At 69.7% G+C, this 26,540-nt stretch carries 20 protein-coding genes; 12 read left to right on the top strand and 8 right to left on the bottom strand.

Annotated features, from left to right (window positions below):
* Positions 1-42: 42 nt before the first annotated feature.
* The gene (locus ACFV2X_RS12315) at positions 43-1,545 is read right to left on the bottom strand and encodes a glutamate synthase subunit beta (RefSeq protein ID WP_385614828.1); all 1,503 of its coding nucleotides are present in this window, start codon (positions 1,543-1,545) and stop codon (positions 43-45) included.
* A 223-nt stretch (positions 1,546-1,768) separates the two neighbouring features.
* Between ACFV2X_RS12315 and ACFV2X_RS12310 the strand changes: the two genes are divergently transcribed.
* From ACFV2X_RS12310 to ACFV2X_RS12300, 3 genes are read left to right on the top strand one after another with little or no spacing between them, the layout of a single operon-like run.
* Entirely contained in the window at positions 1,769-2,200 is a 432-nt protein-coding gene (locus ACFV2X_RS12310; protein WP_385614825.1) for a septal ring lytic transglycosylase RlpA family protein, read from the top strand.
* A 14-nt stretch (positions 2,201-2,214) separates the two neighbouring features.
* Positions 2,215-2,871 (top strand): cell wall protein, encoded by a 657-nt coding sequence (locus tag ACFV2X_RS12305; RefSeq protein WP_385614822.1) that lies wholly within the window; start codon positions 2,215-2,217, stop codon positions 2,869-2,871.
* Positions 2,868-3,767, top strand: coding sequence for a MauE/DoxX family redox-associated membrane protein (locus tag ACFV2X_RS12300; RefSeq protein ID WP_385614819.1), 900 nt, complete (start codon positions 2,868-2,870; stop codon positions 3,765-3,767). Before ACFV2X_RS12305 ends, ACFV2X_RS12300 begins: the two co-directional genes overlap by 4 nt.
* On the opposite strand, the gene ACFV2X_RS12295 is transcribed toward ACFV2X_RS12300, so the two are convergent.
* Positions 3,764-7,204 (bottom strand): SpoIIE family protein phosphatase, encoded by a 3,441-nt coding sequence (locus ACFV2X_RS12295; protein ID WP_385614816.1) that lies wholly within the window; start codon positions 7,202-7,204, stop codon positions 3,764-3,766. The genes ACFV2X_RS12300 and ACFV2X_RS12295 overlap by 4 nt on opposite strands.
* A gap of 195 nt (positions 7,205-7,399) precedes the next feature.
* Here ACFV2X_RS12295 and ACFV2X_RS12290 point away from each other — a divergent pair, with 195 nt between their 5' ends.
* Positions 7,400-8,146 carry a ribonuclease BN gene (locus ACFV2X_RS12290; RefSeq protein WP_385615066.1) on the top strand — a complete coding sequence of 249 codons (747 nt, stop codon included), beginning with the start codon at positions 7,400-7,402 and terminating at the stop codon, positions 8,144-8,146.
* Between the two features lie 125 nt (positions 8,147-8,271).
* Entirely contained in the window at positions 8,272-8,769 is a 498-nt protein-coding gene (locus tag ACFV2X_RS12285; protein WP_385614814.1) for a hypothetical protein, read from the top strand.
* 63 nt (positions 8,770-8,832) lie between these two features.
* Here ACFV2X_RS12285 and ACFV2X_RS12280 read toward each other — a convergent pair whose 3' ends face one another.
* The 5 genes from ACFV2X_RS12280 to stsA form a co-directional block, all read right to left on the bottom strand.
* Positions 8,833-9,642 (bottom strand): ABC transporter permease, encoded by an 810-nt coding sequence (locus ACFV2X_RS12280; RefSeq protein ID WP_385614811.1) that lies wholly within the window; start codon positions 9,640-9,642, stop codon positions 8,833-8,835.
* Positions 9,632-10,582, bottom strand: coding sequence for an ABC transporter ATP-binding protein (locus ACFV2X_RS12275; protein ID WP_385614808.1), 951 nt, complete (start codon positions 10,580-10,582; stop codon positions 9,632-9,634). Before ACFV2X_RS12275 ends, ACFV2X_RS12280 begins: the two co-directional genes overlap by 11 nt.
* Positions 10,579-10,929: a PqqD family protein gene (locus ACFV2X_RS12270; RefSeq protein ID WP_385614805.1), complete on the bottom strand. Its 351-nt coding sequence runs from the start codon at positions 10,927-10,929 to the stop codon at positions 10,579-10,581. Before ACFV2X_RS12270 ends, ACFV2X_RS12275 begins: the two co-directional genes overlap by 4 nt.
* Before the next feature lie 12 nt (positions 10,930-10,941).
* Positions 10,942-12,360 (bottom strand): StsB family radical SAM/SPASM domain sactipeptide maturase, encoded by a 1,419-nt coding sequence (gene stsB / locus ACFV2X_RS12265; RefSeq protein WP_385614803.1) that lies wholly within the window; start codon positions 12,358-12,360, stop codon positions 10,942-10,944.
* 84 nt (positions 12,361-12,444) lie between these two features.
* Complete coding sequence (gene stsA / locus ACFV2X_RS12260; protein WP_370656695.1) at positions 12,445-12,582, bottom strand: StsA family sactipeptide RiPP; 138 nt, start codon at positions 12,580-12,582, stop codon at positions 12,445-12,447.
* 393 nt (positions 12,583-12,975) lie between these two features.
* Between stsA and ACFV2X_RS12255 the strand changes: the two genes are divergently transcribed.
* The 6 genes from ACFV2X_RS12255 (at position 12,976) to ACFV2X_RS12230 (ending at position 21,615) form a co-directional block, all read left to right on the top strand.
* A complete protein-coding gene (locus tag ACFV2X_RS12255; RefSeq protein ID WP_385614800.1) occupies positions 12,976-13,737 on the top strand; it encodes a Mut7-C RNAse domain-containing protein in 762 nt (253 codons plus the stop codon).
* 202 nt (positions 13,738-13,939) lie between these two features.
* Positions 13,940-15,109: an acetyl-CoA carboxylase biotin carboxylase subunit family protein gene (locus tag ACFV2X_RS12250; RefSeq protein WP_385614798.1), complete on the top strand. Its 1,170-nt coding sequence runs from the start codon at positions 13,940-13,942 to the stop codon at positions 15,107-15,109.
* Positions 15,110-15,395: 286 nt separating this feature from the next.
* On the top strand, positions 15,396-18,140 hold the full coding sequence (locus ACFV2X_RS12245; protein ID WP_385614795.1) for an alpha/beta fold hydrolase: 2,745 nt from the start codon (positions 15,396-15,398) through the stop codon (positions 18,138-18,140).
* Positions 18,141-18,202: 62 nt separating this feature from the next.
* Positions 18,203-19,153, top strand: coding sequence for an NAD-dependent epimerase/dehydratase family protein (locus ACFV2X_RS12240; RefSeq protein WP_385614792.1), 951 nt, complete (start codon positions 18,203-18,205; stop codon positions 19,151-19,153).
* 23 nt (positions 19,154-19,176) lie between these two features.
* Positions 19,177-21,156 carry an aminotransferase class I/II-fold pyridoxal phosphate-dependent enzyme gene (locus ACFV2X_RS12235; protein ID WP_385614790.1) on the top strand — a complete coding sequence of 660 codons (1,980 nt, stop codon included), beginning with the start codon at positions 19,177-19,179 and terminating at the stop codon, positions 21,154-21,156.
* Positions 21,157-21,186: 30 nt separating this feature from the next.
* A complete protein-coding gene (locus ACFV2X_RS12230; protein ID WP_385614788.1) occupies positions 21,187-21,615 on the top strand; it encodes a hypothetical protein in 429 nt (142 codons plus the stop codon).
* A gap of 54 nt (positions 21,616-21,669) precedes the next feature.
* On the opposite strand, the gene ACFV2X_RS12225 is transcribed toward ACFV2X_RS12230, so the two are convergent.
* On the bottom strand, positions 21,670-23,451 hold the full coding sequence (locus tag ACFV2X_RS12225) for a carbamoyltransferase (RefSeq protein ID WP_385614786.1): 1,782 nt from the start codon (positions 23,449-23,451) through the stop codon (positions 21,670-21,672).
* Positions 23,452-23,896: 445 nt separating this feature from the next.
* On the opposite strand from ACFV2X_RS12225, the gene ACFV2X_RS12220 reads away from it, so the two are divergent.
* Positions 23,897-26,497, top strand: coding sequence for a beta-L-arabinofuranosidase domain-containing protein (locus ACFV2X_RS12220; RefSeq protein ID WP_385614783.1), 2,601 nt, complete (start codon positions 23,897-23,899; stop codon positions 26,495-26,497).
* The last annotated feature ends 43 nt before the right edge of the window (positions 26,498-26,540 follow it).

Below are 26,540 nucleotides of genomic sequence, written 5' to 3'. Positions count from 1 at the left end.
GCGCCGGATCCCGCCGGACCGGATTCCGCCGGGCCGCCGCGCTCAGACCACCATCGGCCGGTCGGCCGGGGTGACGGGGGCCGGGAGGGCCGTGGAGCCCGCGAGATAGCGGTCCACGGCCGCGGCGGCGGAGCGGCCCTCCGCGATGGCCCATACGATCAGCGACTGGCCGCGGCCCGCGTCACCCGCCACGAAGACGCCCTCGCAGCCGGTTGCGAACCCCTCGTCCCGGGCGATATTGCCCCGGACGTCGAGCTCCAGGCCGAGCTGGTCGATCAGGCCGCCGTCCCGCTCGGGACCCGAGAAGCCCAGCGCCAGCAGGACCATGTCCGCCCGCAGCACCCGCTCCGAGCCCGGTTCGGGCCGACCGTCCGCGTCGACCCCGACCAGCCGCAGCGCCCGGACAGCGCCCGTCGCGCCTCCCGGGCCAGGGGGTGCCCCCTCGAAGCGGATCGTGGCGGCCGAGAACAGCCGCGCGTCCACATCGGCGTCCGGGGACGCGCCCAGTTCCTGAGCCTCCTCATGGGCGGCGGACATCCGGTAGATCTTCGGGTGGACCGGCCAGGGCTGGTCCTCGGGCCGATCGGTCCCGGGCCGGACGTGGATGTCCAGCTGGGTGACGGAGGCGGCGCCCTGGCGCAGCACGGTGCCCAGGCAGTCCGCGCCCGTGTCCCCGCCACCGACGATCACCACATGTCTGCCCTCGGCCGTGATCGGCGGCCGGGTGAAGTCGCCCTCCTGGACCCGGTTGGCCAGCGGCAGATACTCCATCGCCTGATGTATCCCGGCCAACTCCCGCCCCGGCACCGACAGCTCCCGCCACGCCGTCGCCCCGACCGCGATGACCAGCGCGTCGTAACGGGCCCGCAGCTCGGCGGCGTCCACGTCGGTGCCCACACCCACGCCCGTACGGAACTTGGTGCCCTCCGCGCGCATCTGCGCCAGCCGGCGGTCGAGGTGGCGCTTCTCCATCTTGAACTCGGGGATGCCGTAGCGCAGCAGACCCCCCACCCGGTCGGCCCGCTCGTACACCGCCACCGTGTGTCCGGCGCGGGTCAGCTGCTGGGCCGCGGCCAGGCCCGCCGGGCCCGAGCCGATGACCGCGACGGTCTTCCCGGACAGCCGCTCCGGTGGCTTCGGGGTCACATAGCCGCTCTCCCACGCCCGGTCCACTATCGCCCGCTCGACGTTCTCTATCGTCACCGCGGGCTGGTTGATGGCCAGCACGCATCCGCTCTCGCAGGGCGCCGGGCACAGCCGGCCGGTGAACTCCGGGAAGTTGTTGGTCGCGTGCAGCCGCTCGCTCGCCCGCCGCCAGTCGTCGCGCGAGACCAGCTCGTTCCACTCGGGGATCAGGTTTCCCAGCGGGCAGCCCGCGTGGCAGAACGGGATGCCGCAGTCCATGCAGCGCCCGGCCTGCGCGCCGACGATCGGCAGCAGACCGCCCGGCACCTGTACCTCGTTCCAGTCCCGCACCCGCTCGGCCACCGGGCGGCGCGACGGAAGTCGGCGAGGTGTGGAGAGAAAGCCTTTCGGGTCGGCCATGGCGGCATTCCTTACCCGTGTCTGTCCGTGTCACGGACCGGCCGCGTGGTGGCGGGCGCACCGTGGCACACCACGCCTTTCCCCACTGTACGTCCGGCCGCAAGGGCGCCCATGCGGCCGCCACCTGCGGCCACCGCGCAGTCGGCGCATGCGCGATCGCCGCCCGGTGATGTTCCCCGCACGCTGGAGGAGACGCGCGGAGAGAGACGAAGGGAGCGGCGTCATGGCCTGTGGATCTCGCGGATCGACGCCCCTGTGGGCCGGCGAGGCCAGCTGGTTCTGCTGCGGCAACTCCTGGGGCCCGTGCGCGAGCACGGGTGGCGGCTCCTGTGGCACCTGCCGGTCCGGCGAGCCGCAGGCCGCGTGGCCGCACGCCTCGCGGGAGTGCTGGGAGATCACCCGGCCGGACCTGTGCGGGGAGGACATACCGAAACGTGGCTGTGGCAGCGTACTGACCGTCCGCCACCAGTGCTCCGACGCGTCGGTGTGTGTGACGATCACCGACTGCGGCCCGCGCACCAAGAGCTTCTGCTCCGAGAAGACCTGCTGCGACGGGGTCTGCCGGACCAACCGGGTCATCGACCTCACGCCTGCGGCCTTCTCCGCCCTCGGCAGCCTCAGCTCCGGCACCCTGCCGGTGCTGATCGACGAGTGACGGAGGACCCGGCCATGACCCCGCCCCGACCGGCCCCCGGCCGCCTCAAACACCCCGCGGACCACGGCAGACGGCGGTTTCTGACCACCGTGGCCCTGGGCGGCGCCACCATCGTCGGCGCGACCTCGCTGGGCGCCGTCGACGCCGACGCCGCCTTCACCGCGCCCCTTGAACCCCTGGACCCGGCCGTCGCCCGGAGCGCCTTCGTGGAGGGCCGGATCCAGCGGATCGACGGCAGTGTGCTGGACATCGCCGGATCCCACGGCGACCGGGCGCGGGTACGGCTGACCAACGCCACCAGCGTCTGGAAGGCGGGGGTCGCCACCGCCGAGGAGATCGAGGCCGGTGACGGACTCTACGCCCGTGGTGTCCCGATGCCCGATGGCACCGTCGCGGCCGACGCGGTGTGGGTGAACATCGTCAACCTCTACGCCACCGTCCGCGGCATCGAACAGGACCGGCTCCATCTGACGCACGGAACGCACCGGATCGTCGGCCATCTGTCCCCGGCCACCACCAGCGCCTCGTACGCGCGCACCGCGCCCACCTCCGATCTGTCCCGGCTGCGGGTCGGCGACGGCGCCCAGGTGCTCGGCGCGTGGCGGCCCGCGGACGGGGCCGTGGACATCGTCCGGGTCTCGGTCGGGCCGCCACCGGGGAGAGTACGGTGATCGCCCCGCCCGCCGGAGCGGCCCCGCTGCTGACCGCCGGGCTGCTCGGCTGGACCGGCGTGGCCAAGCTGTGGCGGCGCCGCCCGACCCGCCCGGCGCCGCCCGCCGCGCTCGTCCGGCTGTTGCGCGGCGCCCGCCCGGCCGCGCTCGCCCTACGGCTGCTCGGCGTACTGGAACTGCTGCTCGCCATCGCGCTGCTCACGCTGCCCGGGACCGTGGCCCCGGGGGTGGCGGCAGCCGTCCTCGGCGTGGGCTTCACCGGCTATCTGGCCTACGCCCACCGGGCCGCCCCGGGCTCGTCCTGCGGCTGTACGGGGAGCGGTACGGCCCCCGTCACCTGGCGCGCCTTCGCCCGCGCCATCGCCCTGGCCGCGGGTGGCGCGGTGGCGGCCGTGGCGGCGACGGCGGGGGAGCCCTGGTGGGCGGCGGTGGCGCGGCGGCCGGTCGGGTCGCTGTGCCTGGTCGGCGGCGGCGCGATCGGGCTCGTGGCGCTTTCGGCCGACGGCCGTGCGGGGTGGTGGTGGCGCGGCGTTCGGGCGCTTGGCCTTCGGCGGCGGGGCGCCGGGCCGCCGCTCGCCGGGCCCGTGGACGGCGGTGTGGTTCCGGTGGCCGCCACGGTCGAGCTGCTGGAGCGCTCGCTGGCCTGGCGGGCGGCGGCCCCGGTGGTGCGGTCCGCGCTGCTCGACCACTGGGACGACGGTGGCTGGCGCGTCCTCCAGTACTCCGGGATGCACGGCGGGGGCCCGGGCGCCAGACCGGTCTTCGTGCTCTTCGCCGTGGACGCCGCGGCCAGCCTGGACACGGTGGCCGAGCCCGCGGTCCGCGTCGGTGTCGTCGACGCGGACACCGGAGAGCCGGTGGCGGCCCCCACCCGGCCGCCGCGAATGCCCGGTTAGGGCCCGGCCGACGCGGCGAGCAGGGCGGTGTCGTCGTCGACGCGCCCGGGAGCGTGGAGCAGGCCCATGGACCGGTCGATGATCCGCTGCGGATCGAGCCGCTCCGACTCGGACAGCCCCGCGCAGGTCGCCCGCAGGGCCGCCAGCCCTGCGTCGACCGAGAGCCTGCTGTTCTCCACCAGACCGTCGGTGTACAGCAGTAGCCCGGCGCCGGCCGGCAGCCGCGTCGCGTGGTTCTCGGGCGCCCCCTGCACCAGCCCCAGCGGGGCGCCCGGCCGGGTCTGCAGAAAGTCGGTGGCCTCGCCCGCCACCACCAGCGGCGGAAGGTGTCCGCCCGACGCCCACCGCAGCCGGCGGGTCCGCGGCTCGTACACCGCGTACAGACACGTCGCGAAGTGTTCGACGTCCAGCGACCGCAGATACGCGTCCAGCTTGGCGAGGAGCGTGCCCGGGGCGGCGCGGTCGAGCGCGAAGCCGCGCAGGGCGGGCCGCAGCCGGCCCATCACGGTCGCGGCGTCCACGTCGTGGCCCATCACATCGCCGATCGCCAGCCCCATGACCCCACCGGGCAGCGCGATCACGTCGTACCAGTCGCCGCCGATCTCCGTACCGGTGGTGCTGGCCCGGTAGTAGGACGCGGTGCGCAGTCCGGGCACCTGGGGCAGGCGCTGGGGCAGCAGCGCCCGCTGCAGGGTCAGCGCCAGCCGGCGCTCGTTGCGGAACCGGGCGGCGTTGTCGTACGCGAGGGCCAGCCTGCCGACGAGGGATTCGAGGTGGTTCCGGTCCCCCTCGTGGTACGCCGGTCCGCGCCTGGCGACGGCCAGCGCCCCGAGCGTCCGGCCGTGGGCGACCAGCGGCATGGACAGCACGGTGTCGGGCGGGGGCGGCCCGGGACTTTCGGCGCCGAGGCTTGTCGCGAGGGCGTGCTCCAAGTCCATCGGTCCGACCGTCCGCTTGCCCGCGACGAACACGGACTGATCCGCCCGCGGGTCGGTGAAGCGGATCCGGATCTCGTCGGCGAGGGCCGGAATCAGCACCTCCTTCGCGGTCTCCAGCACCTGCGGCGGGTCGAGGCTGTCGGAGAACAGCATGCTCGCCTGGGCGAGGGAGGTGAGCGCGGCCGCGTGGCGGCGGCTGGCGGTGAGCACCTGCTCGCGCAGCCGCGACAGCTCCAGGTTGGCGCGCACCCGGGCGAGCAGTTGGCGGGCGGAGAAGGGTTTGGCGAGATAGTCGTCCGCGCCCGCCCGCAGGCCCTGCACCGTCGCCTCCTCCCCGGCCCTGGCGGTCAGCAGGATGATCGGCAGGCGGGTGGTCCGCGGATCCGCGCGCAGCGCCCGTACGAGCGCGAATCCGTCCAGCCGCGGCATCATCACATCGGTCAGCACCAGGTCGACCGGGCGTGACAGGGCGGTATCCAGGGCCGCCCGGCCGTCCCCGACCAGCAGCACCTCGTGGTCCGGGCCGAGCAGTTCCTTGAGGTAGCCGCGCACATCGGCGTTGTCGTCGGCGACCAGCAGCAGCGGCCGGCGGGCGCCGTCGCCCTCCGGCGAAGCCACCGGGGTCCGCTCCTCGGCGGGGACCGGGGCGGCGGCAGTGTCCTTGGCGTTGTCCGCGGTCAGGTCCGCGTCGCTGCGCAGCCAGTGCAGCGCCTCCCCGGCATAGGCGGCGGTGCGCTCCTGCCGGGTGGCCCCGTCATGACCGAGAGAGCCGGCGCCGGTGGTGCCCGCCGCCAGATGGGCGGTGCCGAACGGCACCTCTACGGTGAACGTGCTGCCCTCGCCCGGCCTGCTGCTCACCGAGACGGTGCCCGCGTGCAGCTCGACCAGGTCCTTGACGAGCGCGAGGCCGATGCCACTGCCCTCGTACGAGCGCGAACGCGCCCCGCGCACCTGGTGAAACCGGTCGAAGAGATACGGCAGCTCCTCCGGGGGCACCCCGGTGCCGGTGTCCGCCACGGTCAGCCGCGCCCGCTCCCCGGCGGCGGCCAGCCGCACCGTGACCCCGCCCGCGAAGGTGAACTTCAGCGCGTTGCTGAGCAGATTGAGGACGATCTTCTCCCACATCTCCCGGTCCACATGCACCGGCCCGGGCAGCGGGGGACACTCCACCCGCAGGCTGAGCCCCGCCAGGTCGAAGGCGGAGCGGAACACGGCCGCCAGCTCCGCCGTGACATGCGAAAGATCCACCGGCTCGAAGTGGCCCCTCAGCCGCCCGGCCTCCGCCCGGGAGACATCGAGCAGCGTGTTGACCAGCTTCAACAGACGCAGCGCGCTGCGCTCGGCGAGTTCGAGCTGTCTGCGTCGCTCGGGCCGGTCCTCCACCGAGAGGGCCTGCTGCACCGGCCCCAGCAGCAGGGTCAGCGGGGTGCGGAACTCATGGCTGACGTTGGCGAAGAACGTCGTCTTGGCGCGGTCCAGCTCGGCCAGCGCCTCCGCGCGCAGACGGTGCTCCTGCTGGGTGTGCGCCGCCGCCAGCACCGCGCTGACACCGCGGGCGAGCACATCGTAGAAGTCCTGGTAGGAGGCGTTGACGGGCAGCTTGGGGTTGATCCCCATGATGAGTACGCCCGCCACCTCGTCCGAGCGGAGCAGCGGATGGGCCAGTGCCTTCTCCCCCGGCCACCCGAGCAGTGAACCCGGCAGCCAGGCCGGGGCGGCGCCCTCGACCACCGCGGCCAGCCGCGCCGCGAGCCCGCCTTCCGCGGCGGGCTCCGCCAGCCGTAGGTCCTCGGCCGGCCCGGCGGCGTCCGCCGCCACGGCCGTGGCGGCGGCCAGCCGCAGCCTTCCGGGCCCTGGCGCCAGATAGACCGCGGTGAACGGCACGTCCTCCTCGCGGTGGCCGTCCAGCACCTCCGCGACCGTACGGGCGACGTCCTGCGGGGTGAGCAGCCCGGCCGTCCTGGAGCCGAGGGCGGCCAGCAGCCGCAGCCGCCGCTCGCTGAGCACCCGGGCCGTGGTCTCGGTCACGACGCACAGCACCCCGCCCACCGAGCCGTCCGGCAGCGGCATCGGCTGGAAGGAGATGTCGTAATAGGACTGCTCCAGGAAGCCGCGCCGGATGAGCTGGAACGCCATGTCATTGACCAGGATCGGCTTGCGGCCGTCCACCACGGAGTGGAACAGCGGCCCCGTGGTCGTCTCCCAGTTCTCCGGGAACACCTCGCCGCACGGCTCGCCCAGCGCCCCCGGGTGCTTGCTGCCGATGAGGGCGGCGTAGCTCGCGTTGTACAGCATCCGGAGTTCGGGGCCCCAGAACAGCGCCATCGGCTGTTCGGAGCCGAGAGTGATCCGCAGGGCCTCGGTCAGCCGGGCAGGCCACGTGTCCGTCCGCCCCAGCGGGGTCGCCGCCCAGTCGATGCCGCTCATCAGGCTGCCCAGCGAACCGCCCGCGGCGAACAGCTCCTCCACCGTCGAGTGCTGCCTCTCGGGCCCGTTCATGGAGTCGGCTCTCCTCAGTCACAGTGTGGCACAGCGGTGCCGCGATGAATCGTTGGTACGGTCTGCTGAGTGCGCGGGCCCACACCGCGGGACGACGGATCACCGCGAGACGACGAACCGCCGCGCGGCAGACGGGCGCGGCGGGACCACGATCCCCTCTGCAAACGGCTGCACGAGGCCTTCCACGCCTCCCCGATGGGGCGCGGATGGCGGCGCGGCAGCGAGTTCGAACTGCTCCACCGCGCCATGGGTTTCGCCGCGCTCGGATTCCTCACCCTCGTACCACTGCTCATCGTGGTCGCCGCGGCCGACCCGGTGAACCGGCAGGGGTTCGCCCAGTGGCTGGCCGAAGGGCTCGGGGTGTCCGACGGGTCGCGGGACGAGGTGCGGCGGCTGTTCGCGCCGCCGCGGCAGGCACTGGAGACCACCACGGCGTTCGGTCTGGCGACGCTGTGCGTGTTCGGCCTCCGGTTCGGGGCTGCGGTGCAGACCGGCTACGAGAAGGTGTGGGAGCTGCCCCCGGGCCGCTGGCACACCATCTGGCGCCATCTGGTGTGGCTCGCGGTGCTCATCGGCTACCTCCTGTTGTCCTCGCACCTGGGGCCGGGGTGGCGGCTGGGGATCGGGATCGTGGGGACGGTGACGTTCTTCTGGTGGTCGCAGCACGTGCTGCTCGGCGGGCGGATCGGCTGGGGCGCCCTGCTGCCCGGAGCGCTGGCGACCGGGATCGGGCTGTTCGGCCTGCGGATCTTCTCCCGGCTGGTGTTCTCCCCGCTGATCGCCTCGAGCGCCGTCTCGTACGGGCCGGTCGGCACGGTCCTGGTCGTCCAGTCCTGGCTGGTCGGCGTCGGCTTCGTGGTCTTCGGCGGGGCACTCCTCGGCAGGCTGCTGCACGAGGAGTGGGTGCTGATGACAAACCGGCGCCGGCACGGGAAGGGCTGACCGTACGGGGCGCCGGTCACACGGATGGCCAGGATCTGTCGCGGAGTCACGATCTTGATCGGATCCTCTCCTTATATGACACATGGGCATTGTTGGCCCTGTGCTTTGCAGAGGAGATAAGCGTCATGCATCACCTGAAGCGTGCCGGCCTCAGCGCGGCCACCGGGCTTACCGCCCTTCTGGCCTGCGCCGCCCCGGCATCGGCCGTGGGGGACGACAACCATGACCCGTCCCATCGAGAGACCGTCTTCAACCTGATCACACAGCCGGTCGACCAGAGCTTCCTGGACCTCGATGGCCTCGGGCCGAGCCAGGGCGACGAGCTCATCATCAGCGGAAACGTGCTGCAGGGCAGCCAACAGGTGGGCACGTTCAGCGAGGTGTGCACGATCACCCGGGTCGCGCCCCCCGACGAGAGCGACCTGCTGTGCGAGGGCACTCTCGTGCTGCCGCAGGGCCAGATCACCTTCCAGGGGCGGTTCACGATCATGGCCGGCGGCCCCTCGGACGTCACGTTGGCCATCACGGGAGGTACGGGCGTCTACCGCACCGCACACGGCTTCATCCAGGCCGTCAACCCGGGCGCCGCCCAGACGGAGATCGTCGTCCACCTCATCCCCTGACCAGCGGAAACACATGCGTATGGCGGACCCGGGCGGGGAGCACGCGGCCCGGGTCCGCCGGTGTCAGATCTCGCGGGCGCGAGCCATCAAGGAGCGTCCGATGAGGGCGCAGGCGACGGCCGCGATGGCGAGCAGCGTCAGCATCCAGGGCCAGGCCGCGCCGAACCCATTGAGCGCTCCGTCGCGGATGCAGCGGATCCCGTACGTCACCGGATTGGCCCAGGACAGCCAGCGCAGCACCGGGGCCATCTGCGGCGCGGGATAGAACGAGGGGCTGGCGAACAGGAGCGTTGGCGCGAGCACGTTGATGGTCACCGTGAAGCGCTGGAAATCCTTGAACAAGGTGGCGAGCAGCAGATACAGACCGTTGAACGCCATCGACGCGACGGTGATCCCGCACAGGATCGCCGCCCAGTGGCTCGGCGGCCAGCGGAAGGTGAACACCAGGAGGGAAACCCCCAGCGCGGCCAGGCTCTGCGCGAGGATCAGCAGCGTACTGACGATGAGCTTTCCCGCCACATAGCTGCCGCGCCGCAACGGATAGGACCACAGTTCCACGTCCATCCGTCCCAGGCGCTCCTGGAAGAGGGAGGTGCCCGCGGTGGTGGCCGCCGCGAGCATCGAGGAGAGCAGCAGGGCGGGGACGGCGAATTCCGGATAGCTGACGAGACGGCCCTCGTACCGCACGTCCCCGATCAGACGGGACAGGGAGGTGGCGAAGAGAAGCAGGTACACGGCGCTCGGGGTGATGGCGAGCAGCAGGTTGGTGCGGTTGCGGGTGAGCAGCAGATACTCGCGGTACATCGTCGCCGCGATGTCGCCGCGCAGCAGCGTCGGTCCCGTGGCCGGTCCCGATACGAGGTCAGCCGTCATGTCCGGCCCCCACGAGGGTCAAAAAGGCGTCCTCCAGTGACGGGGTGCGGTACTCGACCGTCCCGATGCCGATCCCCAGCGTCTCCGCACGGGTCAGCAGCGCGGGGAGGCGGGCCCGCATGCCCTGGCCCCTGACCTCGACCTCACCCTCGCCGGCCGTCACCCGCAGTGGTGGCTGAGCCCGGCCGAGCAGGGCCAGCAACGCGTCGGTGTCCTGTGGGCGCTCCGGGCGCACCAATGCCACCTGGCCGCCGAACCGCTCGGCGAGTTCGCGCGGGGCCGCGAACTCGACCAGCCTGCCCTGGTCGACCACCAGGACCCGCCGGCAGTTGCGCTCCACCTCCTCCACGTAATGACTGGTCCACAGCATCGTGGTGCCATGTTGGCGGCGCAGTTCGTGCAGCAGCGACCACACCTGGCGGCGGCCGCCCACATCCAGCCCGGCGGAGGGCTCGTCGAGCAGCAGCAGCGGCGGATCGCCGAGCAGCGCCCGAATGACCTGGAGGCGCCTTCGCTCCCCTCCGGAGAGGGTGAAGGTGAGCTGGCCGGTCTTGCCGTCCAGGCCGAAGGCGGTGAGCAGATCGTCCACCTGCCGCCGGACGTCGCGCCAGCGCAGCCCCTTGTATCTGGCGGCGGTCCGCAGATTGTCGAGGGCGGGCAGCATCATGTCGAACGGGCCGCTCTGGTGGACGACGCCGATCCCGCGTTTCACCGACCCCGTGGGCCCCGCGGGGTCGACCCCGAACACCTCGACGGCGCCCCGGGTGGGGACGGTGGCCCCGCAGATCATCTTGATGAGTGTGGTCTTCCCGGCCCCGTTCGGGCCCAGCAGGCCGATGACCTCGCCCGGTTCGATGGCGAACGACAGATGGCTCACCGCGTCGTGTGCCATGCCGTCGTACCGTTTGACCAGCTCGTGCGCATGGACCGCGGGCGTCATGCCGACGGGCCCGCGGGCCCGGACGGGGCGACGCCGTCGGTCACGTCGGCCATGTCGGCCATGTCGGCCGAGTCGGTCAGCAGAAGTCCCTGCCCCGCCAGCGTGTCCAGGAACTCGCGAACATCCCGCACGACCACGGCCGCCTGCCCGGTGTCCTCGGCGGCGTACCGCTGCGCCATCTGGGACGCGATGCCGGCCGCGTCGGCGGAATTTCCTTCGGACACGAGAAGCCATAACTCGGCACCCGTGCTGTTGAGGGTCTGGAACTCGCCTGAATGGCCGTCGTAGAGCCGCACTTCGCCGTCGTCGGCCATCCAGACGACGTCGGGGGCGATCCGATAGCGCATGGACGTATCCCTTCAGTTGACGAGGGGGAGGAGCCGACGGCCGGGGGTCTTCCAGTCCTCGTACACCGGGTGGACCGTGTCGTCCCGGACCAGGTGGGGCTGGAGCAACTGGTCCTGGTGCTCGGTGAGTTCGCGTCCGGACACCCCGGCGGCCCGCCACCAGTTGGAGATCATGGAGTGGCGCAGCATCCGGCACAGATGGCGGCCGTTGCGGTGCACATCGCCGCTCTCGGCCATGTGGTACGCCCGGCAGCCACCGCCGCAGGCCGCCCGGATGTAGCAGCGGCGGCAGTCCTTCAGGTTCTCGCCGCTGAATACGCTGTTGCCGCGCATATCGGCCAGCACCGGGGCCGCGAAGAGTTCGGTCAGCCGGTGCTCCCGTACATTGCCCGCCTTGTGTACCGGCTCGGTGACGAGTTTGCACGGATACACATCGCCCAGTGAATTTATATAGATCTCATTGCCGCCCATGCCGCAGTTTCCCCTGATGGTACAGGGCTTGCTGGCCTTGGGGCCGTCGGGGAGCAGCTTGTCGGCCATCGGATTGGTCCAGAAGAATGTCTGGATCTTCTGGAAGTCCCGCCATCCGAATTCATATCCGTCGGTCGCCGCGCGGCCGAGGTCCGAGTGGTACATGAGGCGCACCCGGCGGACCTTGAGATCGTCCACGAATTCGCAGACCTTCTCCAGGGCGTCCACGTTCTCCGGTGTCACCACGTGATTGATGACGGGGACGACACCCGCCTCGTTGAGCAGCCCCAGACCCTTGCCGGTCCGGGCGAACGTGCCCTTGCCTCGGGTCCGCTCGTGTATCTCCGCGGTGCCGCCGTCCACGCTCACGGTCACCGTGCCGAAGATCTCCGAGATCTGCCGTGCGATCTCCGCCGTGCGGATCATCGTGCCATTAGTGATCATGTTGACGGTCAGTCCGCGCTCGCGGGCGTGCGATGCGACCAGGAACAGGTCCTTGCGCAGCATCGGTTCGCCGCCCGTGAAGATCATCTGCCGTACGCCCATGTCCGCAGCCTGGTCGACGAGGTCGAGCGATTCCTCGGTGGACAACTCCCCGGGCAGGCACTTCTCCGATGAGGCATAACAGTACGGGCAGCGCAGATTGCAGCCGTCGGTGATCGCGTAATAGACGGTGGTGAGGCTCGGCTCGGGCTGGCGTACCGCCGGGCGATGGCCGGGCAGATAGACGATCCACTTGAGCACGAGCTTGGCCAGGACGCGCTCCACCTCGGCGGATCCGCTGTCGGACGACGGGGGCTCCTGGCCGCGGCTGAGCGCTTTCAGCACGGCGGATTCCGGTTCGGTGAGCACACACCAGGCGGCCAGTTCGGGGTTGGCGACCAGCCGCCTTTCCGAGTGCCGGAAATAGACGAGATCTTCGGGAACGATCAGGTCGGACCACTGTTCCAGTAGCTTCATCCTGCACCTCCCATGAGCAGGCGGGGCGCCGGCCGCGCGCCGGGCCCCGCCTGCCGGCTGACGGGGACTGCCGACAGCCGTCGGTCAGATCTCGAGTCTCGGCTCGGACTCCGCGTTACCGGACCCGGCGCCGGCACCGCCCGAACAGTCGCAGGAGCACGGCTGGTCGATGTCGAACTCGATCGGAAGCATTTCCGGCTTCACCCAGACAGGACTTTCCATGATTCGTCCTTTCTCGCGATTGGCGCTTGCGGATACCCGCTCCCGGACAGGCCGGCCCTGATTTTCGGGCGCGCTGGACGATGGGGGCATGGCGTATTCCCATCGCAAGGGCGGGCATGGGTTGTGCGGCAGATCGGCCGAACCCTCACAGCATTGGGGCGGTCGGTCGTAAGTGTCAACAGGAACAAAGCGATCCGGATGGCCGGCGATCGGGGTGCCCGAGCGGGCACTCTATTCGCGCCATTTTCCTTCCAGGGATTTAATGGCGCCCGAGAGGCCCTTGTGCTCCGCGTCCCGATCATTTCTGTATTTCGCCGGCGAGTGACAGGAAGCGACGGAAGTGACGGGAGTTATTGGATTTTCTTCCGGCCCGCGGCCTGGCATGCTGGCCATGTGAACGGACCGGAGATCCATGTCAGCCTGGCCCCCGAACTGCGGATGTTCGCCGTCCCCGAGCGACGCCGGGACCGGACCGCCGTCCGCACCGACGGGGCGTCCACGCTCGGACACGTCGTCGAGTCGCTGGGCGTTCCGCTCACCGAGGTCGGCGGGCTGATCGTGGACGGCCGCGAGACTCCGGTGTCGCATGTGCCGCGCGCGGGGGAGTCCGTTGAGGTGCGCGCGGTCGCGCGGCCGCAGCGGGTGCCGGGCGCGCCGCTGCGCTTTCTGCTCGATGTTCACTTGGGCACGCTCGCGCGACGGCTGCGGCTGCTGGGCGTGGACGCGGCGTACGAGAGCGAGGACATCGGCGACCCCGCTCTGGCCGCGCTCTCCGCCGCTCAGCGGCGGGTGTTGCTCTCCCGGGACCGGGGGCTGCTGCGCCGGCGCGAGCTGTGGGCCGGGGCGTTCGTCTACAGCGACCGCCCCGACGATCAACTGCGCGATGTGCTCGGCCGGTTCAGCCCGCAGCTCGCCCCCTGGACGCGGTGCACCGCGTGCAACGGCCCGCTCGAGGACGCCGACAAGGACGCCGTCCGCGAGCGCCTGGAGCACGGCACGCGGCGCACCTATGACGTCTTCGCCCAGTGCACGGCCTGTGAGCGCGTGTACTGGCGCGGCGCGCACCACGCCCGGCTGGAGGAGATCGTCCGGCAGGCGATGGGGGAGTTCGGCGCCCCCATTGACGACAGGCCCTCGCCTGCGCGTTTCGGTTGAGGTCGGCAAAATGCAACCACCGTATGAACCCGGGCAGGAATGGACTAAACGATTCCATTCCCACCCATGGTCCAACTTGTGACTTGTGTCACAGCCCATCGGCAAAGGATCACAACTCTGTATCCCTGTGCGACGATGCCACGGTGTTGGCCTCGACGAAGTGACTAAGCGTTTTGGTCGGCCATCATACGGGGAGGCAAGAATGTCGACGGTAATTGTTATCGGATATAGACCCGATCTCGACCAGGCTCTGCGGCGCCGAGGCTTGGATCCCTTCTATATAGCGCAGGAACCGGCGATTCCCCCGAAGGATCGACGATTCAAGCGTGTCATCGACATCGAGAACGTCCAGGAAGTATTGCGAGCGGTGCTCTCCGTGCCCATCGATGATGTGGTAGCGGCGCTGAGCGTCCATGAAATGGGCGTATTTGCGGCAATCTATCTGCGACAGCAGCTGAGTCTTCCCGGTAATACAGATTCAAAGACAGCCCTCTATTTCCGGGACAAGTACCTTCAGAAGAGCAAGCTGCCGCCTCATATCAGTCGGGCTCGCTGCCGGTACGTGTCACAGGACACCTCGTTCGCGGATCTCGCCGACGACCTGGGGAGCGTCTTCGTGGTCAAGCCGGCGACCGGCGCCGGCTCGCTCCGTACCAGCATCGTCCGTTCCCCGGAGGAGTATTCACGAGCCCTGGAGCCGTTCCCGGGCCACTCGGACGTCCAGATCGTCGCCGAATCCTTCATAGACGCCCCGGAAGTTTATATCGACGGCGTCTGGGAGAACGGCGATCTCCGATGGTCGTCCATGAGCAATTACCACGTATCACCGCTGACGGCCGCGCAAGGCGGCATCATGGCCGCCTACCTGCTGGACAAAAGGCGGCATTCAACACTGTTCCATGAGTCGGAGACACTCGCCGGCCAGGTACTCACCAGCCTGAACGCACCTGATTGCGTATTCCATTTGGAGATCTTCACCACGGAGGCGGGGCTGACTTTCGGCGAGTGCGCCATCCGCATTCCAGGAGGGCTGACCCCTCAGATGACCCAGTTGACATTCGGCGTCGACCTATTCGACGTCGAAATCAGCCTCGCGCTCGGGGAAGGGGCATCTCAAGAACTGAGCAAAAACAGGACGCCGGATCGATTCCACGGCTGCATTCTGCTGCGCCCCGGCAAGGACGGCAAGCTGACACAGGCGGACTTCGAACGCAACTTCGTTTTCGATGAGATTGATTACAATTCATCTCCTGATGCGCCGATCGGGCCATACGGCCTCGTCGGCAAGGCAATCGTATCCGACCAGGACGAGCTGAAACTGCAGAAAAAGATCGAGGACATCGTGCGCTTCAACGAGACCGGGTCCACCTGATCCGCCGGCCCCCGGAGCGAGCCGTCGGCCCGGAACGTCCGGCGCCCATGAGATCACCTCGCCGCGCTCCTCTGCGCCGCGGGCGCCACGCCGCGTCCGGCCCCGGCCACATTCACCTGTGACGCACCACCTGTGACCCGCCCAAGATCCGTGACATCCCCAGGGTCCCCATAACCATCCGTCCGTGATGGGAATTCAGCGCCGGGCCCCGTGTCGTTCGCGACACGCCGCGCCCGAGCCTCTGCCCCCTCTTGTTTTCCGTGACTTCCGATCGGAGGACTTCCCCATGCCGGATCGACTTCCTGCTGCGACGCTCCCTCAGCTGCTTGAACGTGCCGCGTCCGACGCCGCGCGCGGCGTTACCTTCATTGGTGGTCCGTTCCTGTCGTACGCCGGGTTGCGGGAGTGCGCCTGCCGGATTTCCCAAGGGCTGCGCGACTACGGCACCGCCCCGGGCGACCGGGTGCTGATCGAGGCCAATGATCCGGAGAATTTCTTCCGCGCCTTCTGGGGGTGTGTGCTCGCCGGTGTCGTGCCGTGCCCGATCGCACCGCCGGCCGACCCCTCCCGATGGCGCGCGCAACTGGAGCATCTGCGCACCCTCTTGGGCGACCCGCTGATGGTCGTCTCCAAGGCGGCCCATGGAGACCTGCCCGATATCGGCCTGCGGACCGTGACAGTCGAGGAGTTGAGCCATGCCTCGGCCGAGCACGATCAGCTCCATACGCCCGCACCGGACGATCTCGCCCTGCTGATGCTCACCTCCGGATCCACCGGATCGAGCAAGGCGGTCAGGCTCACCCACGCCAATCTGCTGGCGGCTCAGGCCGGTAAGGCGGGGGCGCTGGAACTGGGGCCCGACGACAAGTCGTTGAACTGGATCTCGGCCGATCACATCGCCGCGATCGAGGCGCATCTGCTGCCGATGTTCAATGGAGCCGATCAGGTCATGACAACTCCGGCCACGGTGCTGGCGGACCCCGTGGAGTTTCTGAGGCTCGTCGCGGCTCATCGGGTGCGCGTGACCTTCACCCCCAACTTCCTGTTCGGACAGATCAACCAGGCCCTCTCCGGGCGGCAGCCCTCGCCGGAGGAGCTGGATCTGTCAGGGGTGCGGCACATCATCTCCGGTGGCGAGGCCACCGTGACCGCCACCGTACGGACATTCCTGGGTACGCTCGCCCGCTACGGGTTGCGCGAGGACGTGATAGTGCCCGCGTTCGGCATGACCGAGACATGCGCGGGCTCCATCTTCAACCGCGGCTTCGCCACCCAGGACCTCGAGACGGAGTTCCCCCCGCTGGGCCGCCCGGTGCGGGGCCTGCGGATCCGTATCACGGGCGGCGACGGCGCGGTGCTGGCCTCCACCGACGAGCCCGCGTCGGCCGAGCCGGGCGAGGTGCAGCTGCGCGGCACGATGGTCTCCGCCGGCTACTTCGGCAATGAGGAGGCCACCGCCCAGGCCTTCACCCCCGACGGCTGGTTCCGCACCGGCGACCTGGGATACCTCGACTCCGAGGGGCGGTTGATGCTGGTCGGCCGCACCAAGGACTCCATCATCGTCAGCGGTGTCAACTATTACAGCCACGACCTGGAAGCGGTCCTCGACGAGCTGGACGGGGTGAAGCGCGGGCAGGTCGCGGCCTTCCCGATCCGGCCGGAGGGGGCCGACTCCGAACAGCTCGCCGTCGCCTTCGTACCGGCGGGCGACCCCGCCGACGATACGGCCGTCTACCGGGCCATCGTGTCGATCCGCAGCTCCACGGTGATGCACTGGGGGTTCCGCCCGCAGTTGATCCTCCCCGTCGCCGAGGCCGACCTCCCCCGCGGCAACCTCGGCAAGATCCAACGGTCGCGGCTGCGCGCGGCCGTCGAAGACGGGAGCCTGGACGCGGCGGCCCGCCGGTCGGACGAGGTCAGCACCCGGTTCCTCGGCGGCTATGTGGCGCCAGAGGGCGACGTCGAGACCGCGCTGGCCGCTATCTACGCCCGCGTACTGAACACCGAGAAGGTGCCGGCGACCGCCAGCTTCTTCGATCTGGGCGGGACCTCGCTGGACGTGCTGCGGCTCAAACTGGAGACGCAGCTCGAATTCGGCATCGACGATCTGCCCATGTCGACGCTGCTGCAGGCCCCGACCGTACGAGCGCTGGCCGGCCGCCTGCGGGGCGGGCAGGGCGACGATGCCGTCGGGGACTCCGCCTACGATCCGCTGGTGCCGCTGCAGGTCACCGGGGACGGGACGCCCCTGTTCTGCGTCCATCCCGGCCTGGGGGAGGTGCTGGTGTTCATCAACCTCGCCAAGTACTTCACCGGCGAGCGGCCGTTCTACGCGCTGCGGGCACGCGGGTTCGGCCAGGGCGAGACCCACTTCGGATCGTTCGACGAAATGGTGTCCACCTATGTGGAGGCCATCCGGCGAGTGCAGCCCAGCGGCCCGTACGCCGTCGCGGGGTACTCCTACGGCGGGGCGGTGGCCTTCGAGATCGCCAAGCGGTTGGAGGCCGACGGCGACCCGGTCGACTTCGTGGGGGTCTTCAACCTGCCGCCGCGGATCTCCGGCCGCATGAACGAGATCAGCTTCACCGACGGCGCCATCAACCTGGCGCTGTTCCTGGAGTTGATCAACGCCGCCGATATCGAGGAGCTGACCGCCACGCTCCGCCCGCTGCCCGAGCCCGATCAGCTGGCCTATCTCATCGACCACGCCCCGAAGCGCCGGCTGACCGAACTGGACCTCACTCTTGAGCGGTTCACCGCCTGGGTCGACCTGGCCCAGAGCATGGTGCACCTTGGCCGCGACTACGAGCCGTCGGGCTCGGTCGGGCAGGTCAAGGTCTTCTACTGCACCCCGCTGCGCGGTACCAAACAGGAGTGGCTGGACGACCAGCTGAGCCACTGGGACGAGTTCACTCGCGACGCCAACACCTTTATCGAGGTCGACGGGGAGCACTACACCTTGATGAGTCCGCAGCATGTGCACACGTTCCAGGCGACCTTGCGGCAGGAACTGGCCCGCGCGCTCGGCTGAGGACCGGCACTCGGCTGAGGACCGGCAGAGGCAACCGCTCATACGACCAGGAGCCGCTGAACATGCAAGGCAAGAAGATTCTCATCACCGGTGGAACCGGACAGGTCGCCAGGCCCGTCGCCGGGGCACTCGCCTCCGGCAACGAGGTGTGGTGCCTGGGCCGGTTCGGCGACGCGGACGCCCGTAAGGCCCTCGAAGAACTGGGCGCCCGCACCGTCACCTGGGACATGGCCACCGATGATCTGGAGGGCCTGCCCCGCGACTTCACCCACGTGCTGCACTCGGCGGTGCACCGGGGCGACGGCCATGACTTCGAGGAGACCACGCGCATCAACGCCGTGGGCACCGCACGGCTGATGACCCACTGCTCCGCGGCCGAGTCGTTCCTGTACGTGTCGTCCGGCGTGGTCTACAACCGGGCCGATCGGACCCATCGATACCAGGAGAGCGACCCGCTGGGCGGGGCGGCGCCGTGGCTGCCGACGTACCCCGTCGCCAAGATCACCGCCGAAGGGGTGGTGCGCGGCCTGGCCGAAACGCTCGGGTTGCCGACGGTGATAGCCCGCCTCAACATCGCCTACGGTCCGTACGGTCACGGCGGCGTGCCCATGATCCTGTTCAGGGAGATGCGCAGGGGACAGGCGTGCGCGGTGCCCCGCGAAGGGCAGAACTACTGCAACCTGCTGCACACCGATGACGTCGTCCGCCAAGTGCCGCTGCTGTGGGGCGTCGCGCAGGCGCCCGCGCGGGTGGTGAACTGGGGCGGCGACGAGGAGGTCGGCATCACCGACCTGCTGGAGTACATGTCCGAGCTCACCGGAGTGCCGGTGCGGCTGGACCGCGGCGACTACAGCAGGGAAACGGCGATCTTCGACCACGACGTCCGCCGCGGCCTGATCGGCGACTGCTCCATCGGGTGGAAGACCGGTATCGCCCGCACCCTGTCCGACCTGTTCGAGGAGTACCGCGGCCGCATCGACGAGCACATCGCCGCACACGGAACATCCAAGTGACGAAGAGGAGTGGGGATTCGAGCATGCGCAGGTCCGCAGATATCGACGCGCTTGAGCAGGTGCTGTGCGCAGCCCTCGGCTCCCGCGCGCCTGTGTGCTCTTTGGCTCGACTGGGCCAGGGCGTCCGCGCGTTCGCCGGTCTGGACCCCGCGGTGCTCGACCGCCCCACCCTCGTCGCCGGCGGGGCCCCGTACCATCCGACGAGCCCCGCCCCCACCGCCCACGCCTTCGGAGAACTGCTCCGCCGCGCCGAGGCGCTGGAGGTGTCCCAGATCCTCGTGCCCAATGTGCGCCGCAGTGATGACACCGGCCCGCTGCGGGCGGCAGGGCTCGTCCCCGTCGCCGCCGAAAGCGAGTGCGTCGTCCGGCTGCCCAGGGAGCCGGCGGCGGGCGCTTTGGACGATGTCCTGCGGGAGCGCCTTGGCGCCCAGCAACTCGGCGAACTGCGGGGCCGCCACGAGGAGGTGTCCCGTGACGTCACCTGGGAGCACATCCCGCTGAGTGACCTCGACGGGAAGCCCTGGGCGCGGGATGCCTTCGTGGAGCTCCATCAGCGCCAGGCCGAGCGCGACGAAGGCCACGACAGCCTCTACAACGCCGACGCCCTCGACGTACTGGCACAGGGAGCGCTCGCGGACCGCACCGAGATGTTCGTGTGCCGCAGAGAGAACACCGTGGCCGGGGCCGGGCTCATCACGAGGTCCCACAACGGCAGGGGGCTCTACGTCCTCACGCAGGCCCTCGACCACGACGATCCCGATGCGCGCCGCGACTTCTCCCTGGCGTCCGCGTACCGGCTGTACCTCCACGCCCGACACTCCGGCCTGGACTGGGTCCACCTCGGCCGGGGGGAGGCGCACCACATGCGGCGCCTCGGGGCGGACCTTTTCGTCCCCCTCGACCACTGGCTCCGCGCTCCCGGCCTCGCGGCCCCGGAGAAGGCGGAGGAGCAGGCGCTGTCGGAGTTCGCGACGCCCCCCGTCGCGGCGGTCCCGGTCCCGGGTCCGGCCCGCTTCCGAGCTGTGCCACGGTTCGACCAGATCGACCTGTCGAGTAACACCAACCCGTTTCTGGGTACCGATGGCAACTATCCCGACCTGGACACGGCAGAGCTTGCCCACACATATCTGACGACCATCTCGAAGCTGCCCGGTCACGACGGCGTCGATGCGCTGACCGCGGAACACCTGCTGTTCACCAGCGGGGCGGTGGACGGCGTCCTGCTGCTCCTGGCGGCGCTGGCCTCGCCGGGCGAGGGCGTCTGTGTCACGCCCCCCACCTTCCCGCTCTACAGCCACTTCGCCCGCGTCCTGCGCCTGCCCGTCACCGAGGTGCCGCTGGGTGGCGACGATCTGTCCCAGGTCGACACCGAGCGGATCCTGGCGGCGGATCCGCGGGTGACCTTCCTGTGCGATCCGGGCAACCCCTCCGGCACCAGGATCGATCCCGCACAGGTGCATGCCCTGGTGACACGCGGCCGTGGACTGGTGGTGATCGACGAGGCCTATGTCGAATTCAGCGAGAAGCCCTCGTATGCCGGGTTGGTTGCCCAGTACGACAACCTCATCGTGCTCAGGACGCTCTCCAAGGCATGGGGCCTGGCCGGAGCGCGCTGCGGGATCGCCCTGGCCGACCCCGGCCTCATCGAGGCACTGCGGCGGGTGCAGGTGCCCTTCGGGTTCACCAACGCATCGCAGCGCGCCGCACGGGACCGGCTGACCAACTCCCAACCGGTGCTCGACGGCATCCGGCGCATCCGCGCCGAGCGTGATCGGATGGCCGGGGTACTGGCCGACCACCCCGCCGTGGAGCGGGTGTTCCCCTCGGAGACCAACTTCCTGCTGGTCCGGTTTCACAAGCACGAACGCGTCGTGGATCAGCTCAGCGGTGCGGGAATTCTCGTCGCCGACGTAGGGCGTCTCGTCCCCGATACCTGCCGCATCACCATCGGCGATCAGCATGCGAACGCCGCCCTGCTCGAAGCACTCTCCTCCGCTCTCTGAGCCATATCGTTCAGCCGAAAGGATCCGGTCGTGGGTAGCGATTCTCCCTCCCATTCCCCTCTTTCCAGCACGGTCGTCGCCGAAGGGTTCGATCGATGGAGCCCCGCGCTGAAAACAGATTTCGACAACAACGCCCATAACGGCCGCGTTGGTCAGTCGCTGTTGAAAGAGACCGATTCGCTGCGCATCTGGGAGACTCATCTCCAGCCGGGAGAGCGGATTTCTGTCCATCGGCATGTCCTGCCCTACCACTGGATCGCTCTCACAGACGGCCAAGCCCGTCAGCACAACAGTGATGGCAGTACGCGGGAGATTTCCTATGTCCGCGGCCAGACGCGGTATTTTGATGTCGCGGCAGAGCGATACCACCTGCATGATCTGAAGAACATCGGCGATGAGGTTCTGTCGTTCTTGACCATCGAGACAAAGGGTGGGCCCAACGAGCCCATTCAGCTCTGAAGAGGATTGAGACGTACCGGCCCGCAGGGCGAAACCGCCCTGCGGGCCGACGGTTCAGCCTTCCTTCTTGGTGATCACGAACCGGTCGATCACCAGGTAGTCGATCTCGGTGGCGAGGAAGCACTCCAGCGCGTCCCGCGGTGAGCAGACGATGGGCTCACCGGCCACATTGAACGAGGTGTTGAGGAGGCAGGGCACCTCCGTACGCGCCGTGAAGGCCCGCAACAGCCGTGCGAGCTCGGGGTTCCGCCGCTCGTCGACCGTCTGGATCCGCGCCGTGCCGTCCACATGACAGGCGCCGGGGATCCGCTCCTGGTACTCCTTCCGCACCGGGAAGACGAAGGTCATATACGGGGATGAGGTCTTCTTGCCCAGCTCGAAGACGCGCGGAGCCTCGGATTCAAGGACGACGGGCGCGAACGGGCGGAAGGGCTCCCGGTGTTTCACCCGGAGATTGATGATGTCCTTGATGTCGGGGAAGGCCGGGTTGGCGAGGATGCTGCGGTTGCCCAGGGCGCGCGGGCCGAACTCGGCGCGGCCCTGGAACCAGCCCACGACGCATCTCCCGGCGAGCAGCTCCGCCGTCCGCTCGGCGACCGCGGCGGCGTCGGGCTCCTCCTGCCATTCGACGCGATCCGCGTACTCCGCCAGCGCGTCCAGGACCTGCGTCTCGTCGTACGAGGGCCCCAGATAAGGGGTGGTGACCGCGTCGGCGGGCCGGTTCCTGAGGCCGGCGGTGTACACGGCCGCGCCGATGGCGACGCCCGGGTCGCTGGCCCCGAAGCTGACCTCCATCCCGGTGAACGACGACCTCTCCAGCATCTTCGTATTGGCCACGCAGTTGAGCGCCAGACCGCCCTCGAAGAGCAGGGTGTCCAGGTCGGAGGCCGCGGTCAGCGTCCGCAGCTGATGAGCGGTGATGGCCTCGACCATGTGCTGGGCAAGACCGGCGACCTTGACCCGGAAGTCGAACTGCTCGCGCTTCTCGCTGTCGCCGCCGAAGAGGCTGTCGAACAGCGCGTAGTAGGCCCCGATGTCCATGGGGATGGAGATGGTGTACGAGCCGTCCTCATGCAACCGCACCACGCGTTCGAGCAGCGGATTGTGCTGCGGCGGCGGGCCGTACGCGGCCAGGCCCATCACCTTGTACTCGTCGTTGTTGGGCACGAACCCCAGATAGCGGGTGATCCGCCCGTAGGCCACGCCGAGTGAACTGGTCATGGGCACGGTGCCGCCCTCGAACAGGCTGACCACGCCGTTCCGCAGCTCGCCCATGACGGCGGACAGGGTCTCCGCCCGGCCGTCGCTCACCAGGAAGGCGGCGTCGCCTCCGCCGGCCAGGTAGGCGCCGCACATGAGATGGGCCAGATGGTGGGGCACCAGGGTGAGCTTGTTGGGATCCAGCTCATAGCCCGTGCGCTGGACGAAGTCGCTGTACACCGCCTCACGGCTGAACATGCCGGTGTAGACCTCACCCGCGCTGCGCAGGGCGTCGAACTTGGCCGTGACCGGCAGGTCGGAGTCACATATCTGCGAAATCATCTCCTCGGCCACGGTGGGCGAAAAGCGCCAGGGGAAAGCGAAAACGTCCACCTGGTCGAGGTCGACACCGGCGGAGTCCAGGCACCACTTGATTGCCTGGGCCGGGAAATCGGAGGTCTTCTTGACCCGGCTCAGCCGCTCCTCCTCGACTGCCGCAACCAACTCGCCGTCGATCACCAGAGCCGCCGCGGCGTCATGACCCACCAAAAGATTACGGCCGACACCGGTCGCGCCGTAGAGACGTCCGAAAAGCTCCGCGCCTCTGCTGAATCCGTTGTAACCGAGCACGATCACTGGCTCTCAGCCTCCCAAACACGACAGTAGCCAAAGCCAGAACAGGCTACTCGGCCCGCATACATGAGGGATAGGCGTGATGCGTAAACAGATGGTGGTTTGATTTCCCGGGCGACGGCGCCTCCGGGAGAAATTCGCACTGAATGCCGTACCGCTCAATATCCGACACACGGGGAGGATTTCCCGTGCCGGGACCGCCGCCCGGGCGCGAGGCCCGAGGTCCGGTGGGCGGACCGGTCCACTGAGCGGACCGTCGGCTGGTCCGTCGACCGGTCTGTCGGCCAGTGTCGGTGCCATGGCTGAATCGTGTCAACTTCTTTGGGTGGCACAACCCTTGACGCACGGCCGCGTACGCCCATAGCTTCCTGGCCATCAAATCGAAACGTTTCAACTTCGGGCAGGTCACGACTCGGGGACCGCCCTGCCCCCGAAGGAGACGCACGCCATGACCGGATCCGGATCAGTCGCAGGGCCCCGTATGAGCCGCAGACGGGCGCTGGCCGCGGGTGGCGCGGCCACCGCCGCGTGGGCCATGGGGCTGCCCACTCCCGCCTTCGCCGACGCCCCCGACCCCGCTTCCCCCGACCCCGCCTCCACCGACGTCGGGGCCGCCCCCGCCCGGTTGGCGCCCTTCCCGCTCTCCGCCGTACGGCTGCTGGAGAGCCCGTTCCTGGCCAATATGCGGCGCACCCTGTCCTATCTGCGCTTCGTCGACGCGGAGCGGCTGCTGCACACCTTCCGGCTGAACGTCCAACTGCCCTCCACCGCCCAGCCGTGCGGCGGCTGGGAGGCGCCGAACGTGCTGCTGCGCGGCCACAGCACCGGGCATCTGCTCTCCGCGCTGGCCTTCGCCCATGCGAACACCGGCGAGCAGACGTACGCGGACAAGGCGCGCGGAATCCTGGCGGCGCTCGCCGAGTGTCAGGCGGCCTCGCCCGGTGCGGGTTACCGGACGGGCTATCTGTCCGCGTTTCCCGAGCGGATCTTCGACGACCTCGAGGCGGGCGGCAAGCCGTGGGCCCCGTACTACACCATCCACAAGATCATGGCCGGGCTGCTCGACCAGCACCGGCTCAGCGGAAACCACCAGGCCCTTGAGGTGTTGCGTGGGATGGCCGCCTGGGTCGACTCCCGCACCGCCCCGCTCGACGAGGCCACCATGCAGCGGCTCCTCGGTGTGGAGTTCGGCGGTATGAACGAGGTGTTGGCGGGGCTGTACCTGGTCACCGGCGACCCCGTCCATCTGCGGACCGCGCGCCGCTTCGACCACCAGTCGCTCTACGGCCCGCTGGACGAGGGGCGCGACGAGCTCGACGGGCGCCACGCCAACACCGAGATCGCCAAGATCGTGGGCGCGGCCGAGGAGTACCGGGCCACCGGGGACCCGCGCTATCTGCGGATCGCCCGGAACTTCTGGGACATCGTGGTGCGCGACCACTCGTATGTCATCGGCGGCAACTCCAACCAGGAGTTCTTCGGCCCGCCAGGGCAGATCGTCAGCAGGCTGTCGGAGGACACCTGCGAGAACTGCAACAGCTACAACATGCTCAAGATCGGCCGTCAGCTGTTCCTCCACGAGCCGGGCAGGGCGGCGTACATGGACCACTACGAGTGGACCCTGTACAACCAGCTGCTCGGCGAGCAGGACCCCGACTCCGACCACGGCTTCGTCACGTACTACACCGGTCTGTGGGCCGGGTCGCGCCGGCAGCCCAAGGGCGGCCTCGGCTCGGCGCCGGGCAGCTACAGCGGCGACTACGACAACTTCTCCTGCGACCACGGCACCGGGATGGAGACCCACACCAAGTTCGCGGACACCATCTACTTCCGCGACGAGGACGCCGGCGCCCTGTACGTCAACCTCTTCATCCCCTCCGAAGTGACATGGGCCGAGCGCGGATTCCGGCTGGTCCAGCGGTCCGGCTACCCCGACACCGACACCGTCCGGCTGACCGTCACCGAAGGCGGCGGGCGGCTCGCGCTCAAGGTGCGGGTGCCCGGCTGGCTGGCGGACGCAGGGCCTCGGGCCCGGGTGCTGGTGGGCGGGCACCGCCCCGTGGACACCGCCGCCACTCCGGTGCCGGGCCGCTATCTGACCCTCGACCGGCGCTGGCGCACCGGTGACACCGTCGAGCTGACCTTCCCGCGCGAGCTGGTGTGGCGCCCGGCGCCGGACAACCCGCATATCAAGGCGGTGTCGTACGGCCCGCTGGTGCTGGCCGGCGCATACGGGGAGCAGGACCTGAACACCATCCCGGACATCGAGCCGTCCTCAGTGCGGCGGATGGCGGGGCGTGGCGGGCCGGAGTTCACCGCGGTGGCCGAGGGGGAGAAGGTGCCGCTGCTGCCCTTCCACCGGGTGCACCACCAGAACTACAACGTCTACTTCGCCGTTCCGCCGCGCGGCCCCGGGCGGCGCGAGATCGCCCACTTCCCGCTGGCCGAGGGCGCCGGGGCGGTCAGCGCGGAAGCGCTGCGCCGCTTCCCGGACGCCCGGCTGGCCGGCGGCGCCACCTGGACCACCGCGGGGCGGCGGGCGGTGGCGCTGGACGGGAAGGACGGCCATATCGCGCTGCCACCGGGGCTGCTGACGGGCCTGCCCCAACTCACCCTCTCGGTACGAGTGTTCCTGGACAGTGTGGTCAACTCCGCCCGCGTCTTCGACCTCGGCTTCCACAAGAACACCTATCTGTTCCTCACTCCGCGCACCGGGGCCGGCAAGGCCCGCGCGGCGTGGAAGATCGCGGGCATGGAGGCGGAGGACTTCATCGACGCTTCGGCCGCCCTGGAGCCGGGCCGGTGGACCCATCTGGTGCTCACCCTCGGCGGCGGCAGCGGCGTGCTGTACGTGGACGGCGCGGAGGCCGGGCGCAACGACGCGGTGGTGTCCGGACCGCTGCTGCTCGGCGCGACCACCCGCAACTACCTCGGCCGCTCCCAGAACCCCACCCACCCCTATCTGCACGGCGCCGTGGCCGACTTCCGCGTCCTGGGGCGCGCCCTGACCGCCGCCGAGGTCGCCGCGCTGCACCGCACCGACGGCTGACCCGTACCCCCGAACCTCCACCCCCGCCCGCACACCCCTGTCC

Origin of the sequence: Streptomyces sp. NPDC059679, from assembly GCF_042734105.1 — a bacterium.
Taxonomy (GTDB): Bacteria; Actinomycetota; Actinomycetes; order Streptomycetales; family Streptomycetaceae; genus Streptomyces.
Note: the sequence above shows the minus strand (reverse complement) of the source record. Positions and strands in the feature narration are given on the sequence as shown.

Coding starts and splice junctions, on each gene's coding strand:
- ACFV2X_RS12315 (WP_385614828.1), bottom strand. CDS start 1,545: ATGGCCGACCCGAAAGGCTTTCTCTCCACACCTCGCCGACTTCCGTCG.
- ACFV2X_RS12310 (WP_385614825.1), top strand. CDS start 1,769: ATGGCCTGTGGATCTCGCGGATCGACGCCCCTGTGGGCCGGCGAGGCC.
- ACFV2X_RS12305 (WP_385614822.1), top strand. CDS start 2,215: ATGACCCCGCCCCGACCGGCCCCCGGCCGCCTCAAACACCCCGCGGAC.
- ACFV2X_RS12295 (WP_385614816.1), bottom strand. CDS start 7,204: ATGAACGGGCCCGAGAGGCAGCACTCGACGGTGGAGGAGCTGTTCGCC.
- ACFV2X_RS12290 (WP_385615066.1), top strand. CDS start 7,400: ATGGGGCGCGGATGGCGGCGCGGCAGCGAGTTCGAACTGCTCCACCGC.
- ACFV2X_RS12285 (WP_385614814.1), top strand. CDS start 8,272: ATGCATCACCTGAAGCGTGCCGGCCTCAGCGCGGCCACCGGGCTTACC.
- ACFV2X_RS12280 (WP_385614811.1), bottom strand. CDS start 9,642: ATGACGGCTGACCTCGTATCGGGACCGGCCACGGGACCGACGCTGCTG.
- ACFV2X_RS12275 (WP_385614808.1), bottom strand. CDS start 10,582: ATGACGCCCGCGGTCCATGCGCACGAGCTGGTCAAACGGTACGACGGC.
- ACFV2X_RS12270 (WP_385614805.1), bottom strand. CDS start 10,929: ATGCGCTATCGGATCGCCCCCGACGTCGTCTGGATGGCCGACGACGGC.
- stsB (WP_385614803.1), bottom strand. CDS start 12,360: ATGAAGCTACTGGAACAGTGGTCCGACCTGATCGTTCCCGAAGATCTC.
- stsA (WP_370656695.1), bottom strand. CDS start 12,582: ATGGAAAGTCCTGTCTGGGTGAAGCCGGAAATGCTTCCGATCGAGTTC.
- ACFV2X_RS12250 (WP_385614798.1), top strand. CDS start 13,940: ATGTCGACGGTAATTGTTATCGGATATAGACCCGATCTCGACCAGGCT.
- ACFV2X_RS12245 (WP_385614795.1), top strand. CDS start 15,396: ATGCCGGATCGACTTCCTGCTGCGACGCTCCCTCAGCTGCTTGAACGT.
- ACFV2X_RS12240 (WP_385614792.1), top strand. CDS start 18,203: ATGCAAGGCAAGAAGATTCTCATCACCGGTGGAACCGGACAGGTCGCC.
- ACFV2X_RS12235 (WP_385614790.1), top strand. CDS start 19,177: ATGCGCAGGTCCGCAGATATCGACGCGCTTGAGCAGGTGCTGTGCGCA.
- ACFV2X_RS12220 (WP_385614783.1), top strand. CDS start 23,897: ATGACCGGATCCGGATCAGTCGCAGGGCCCCGTATGAGCCGCAGACGG.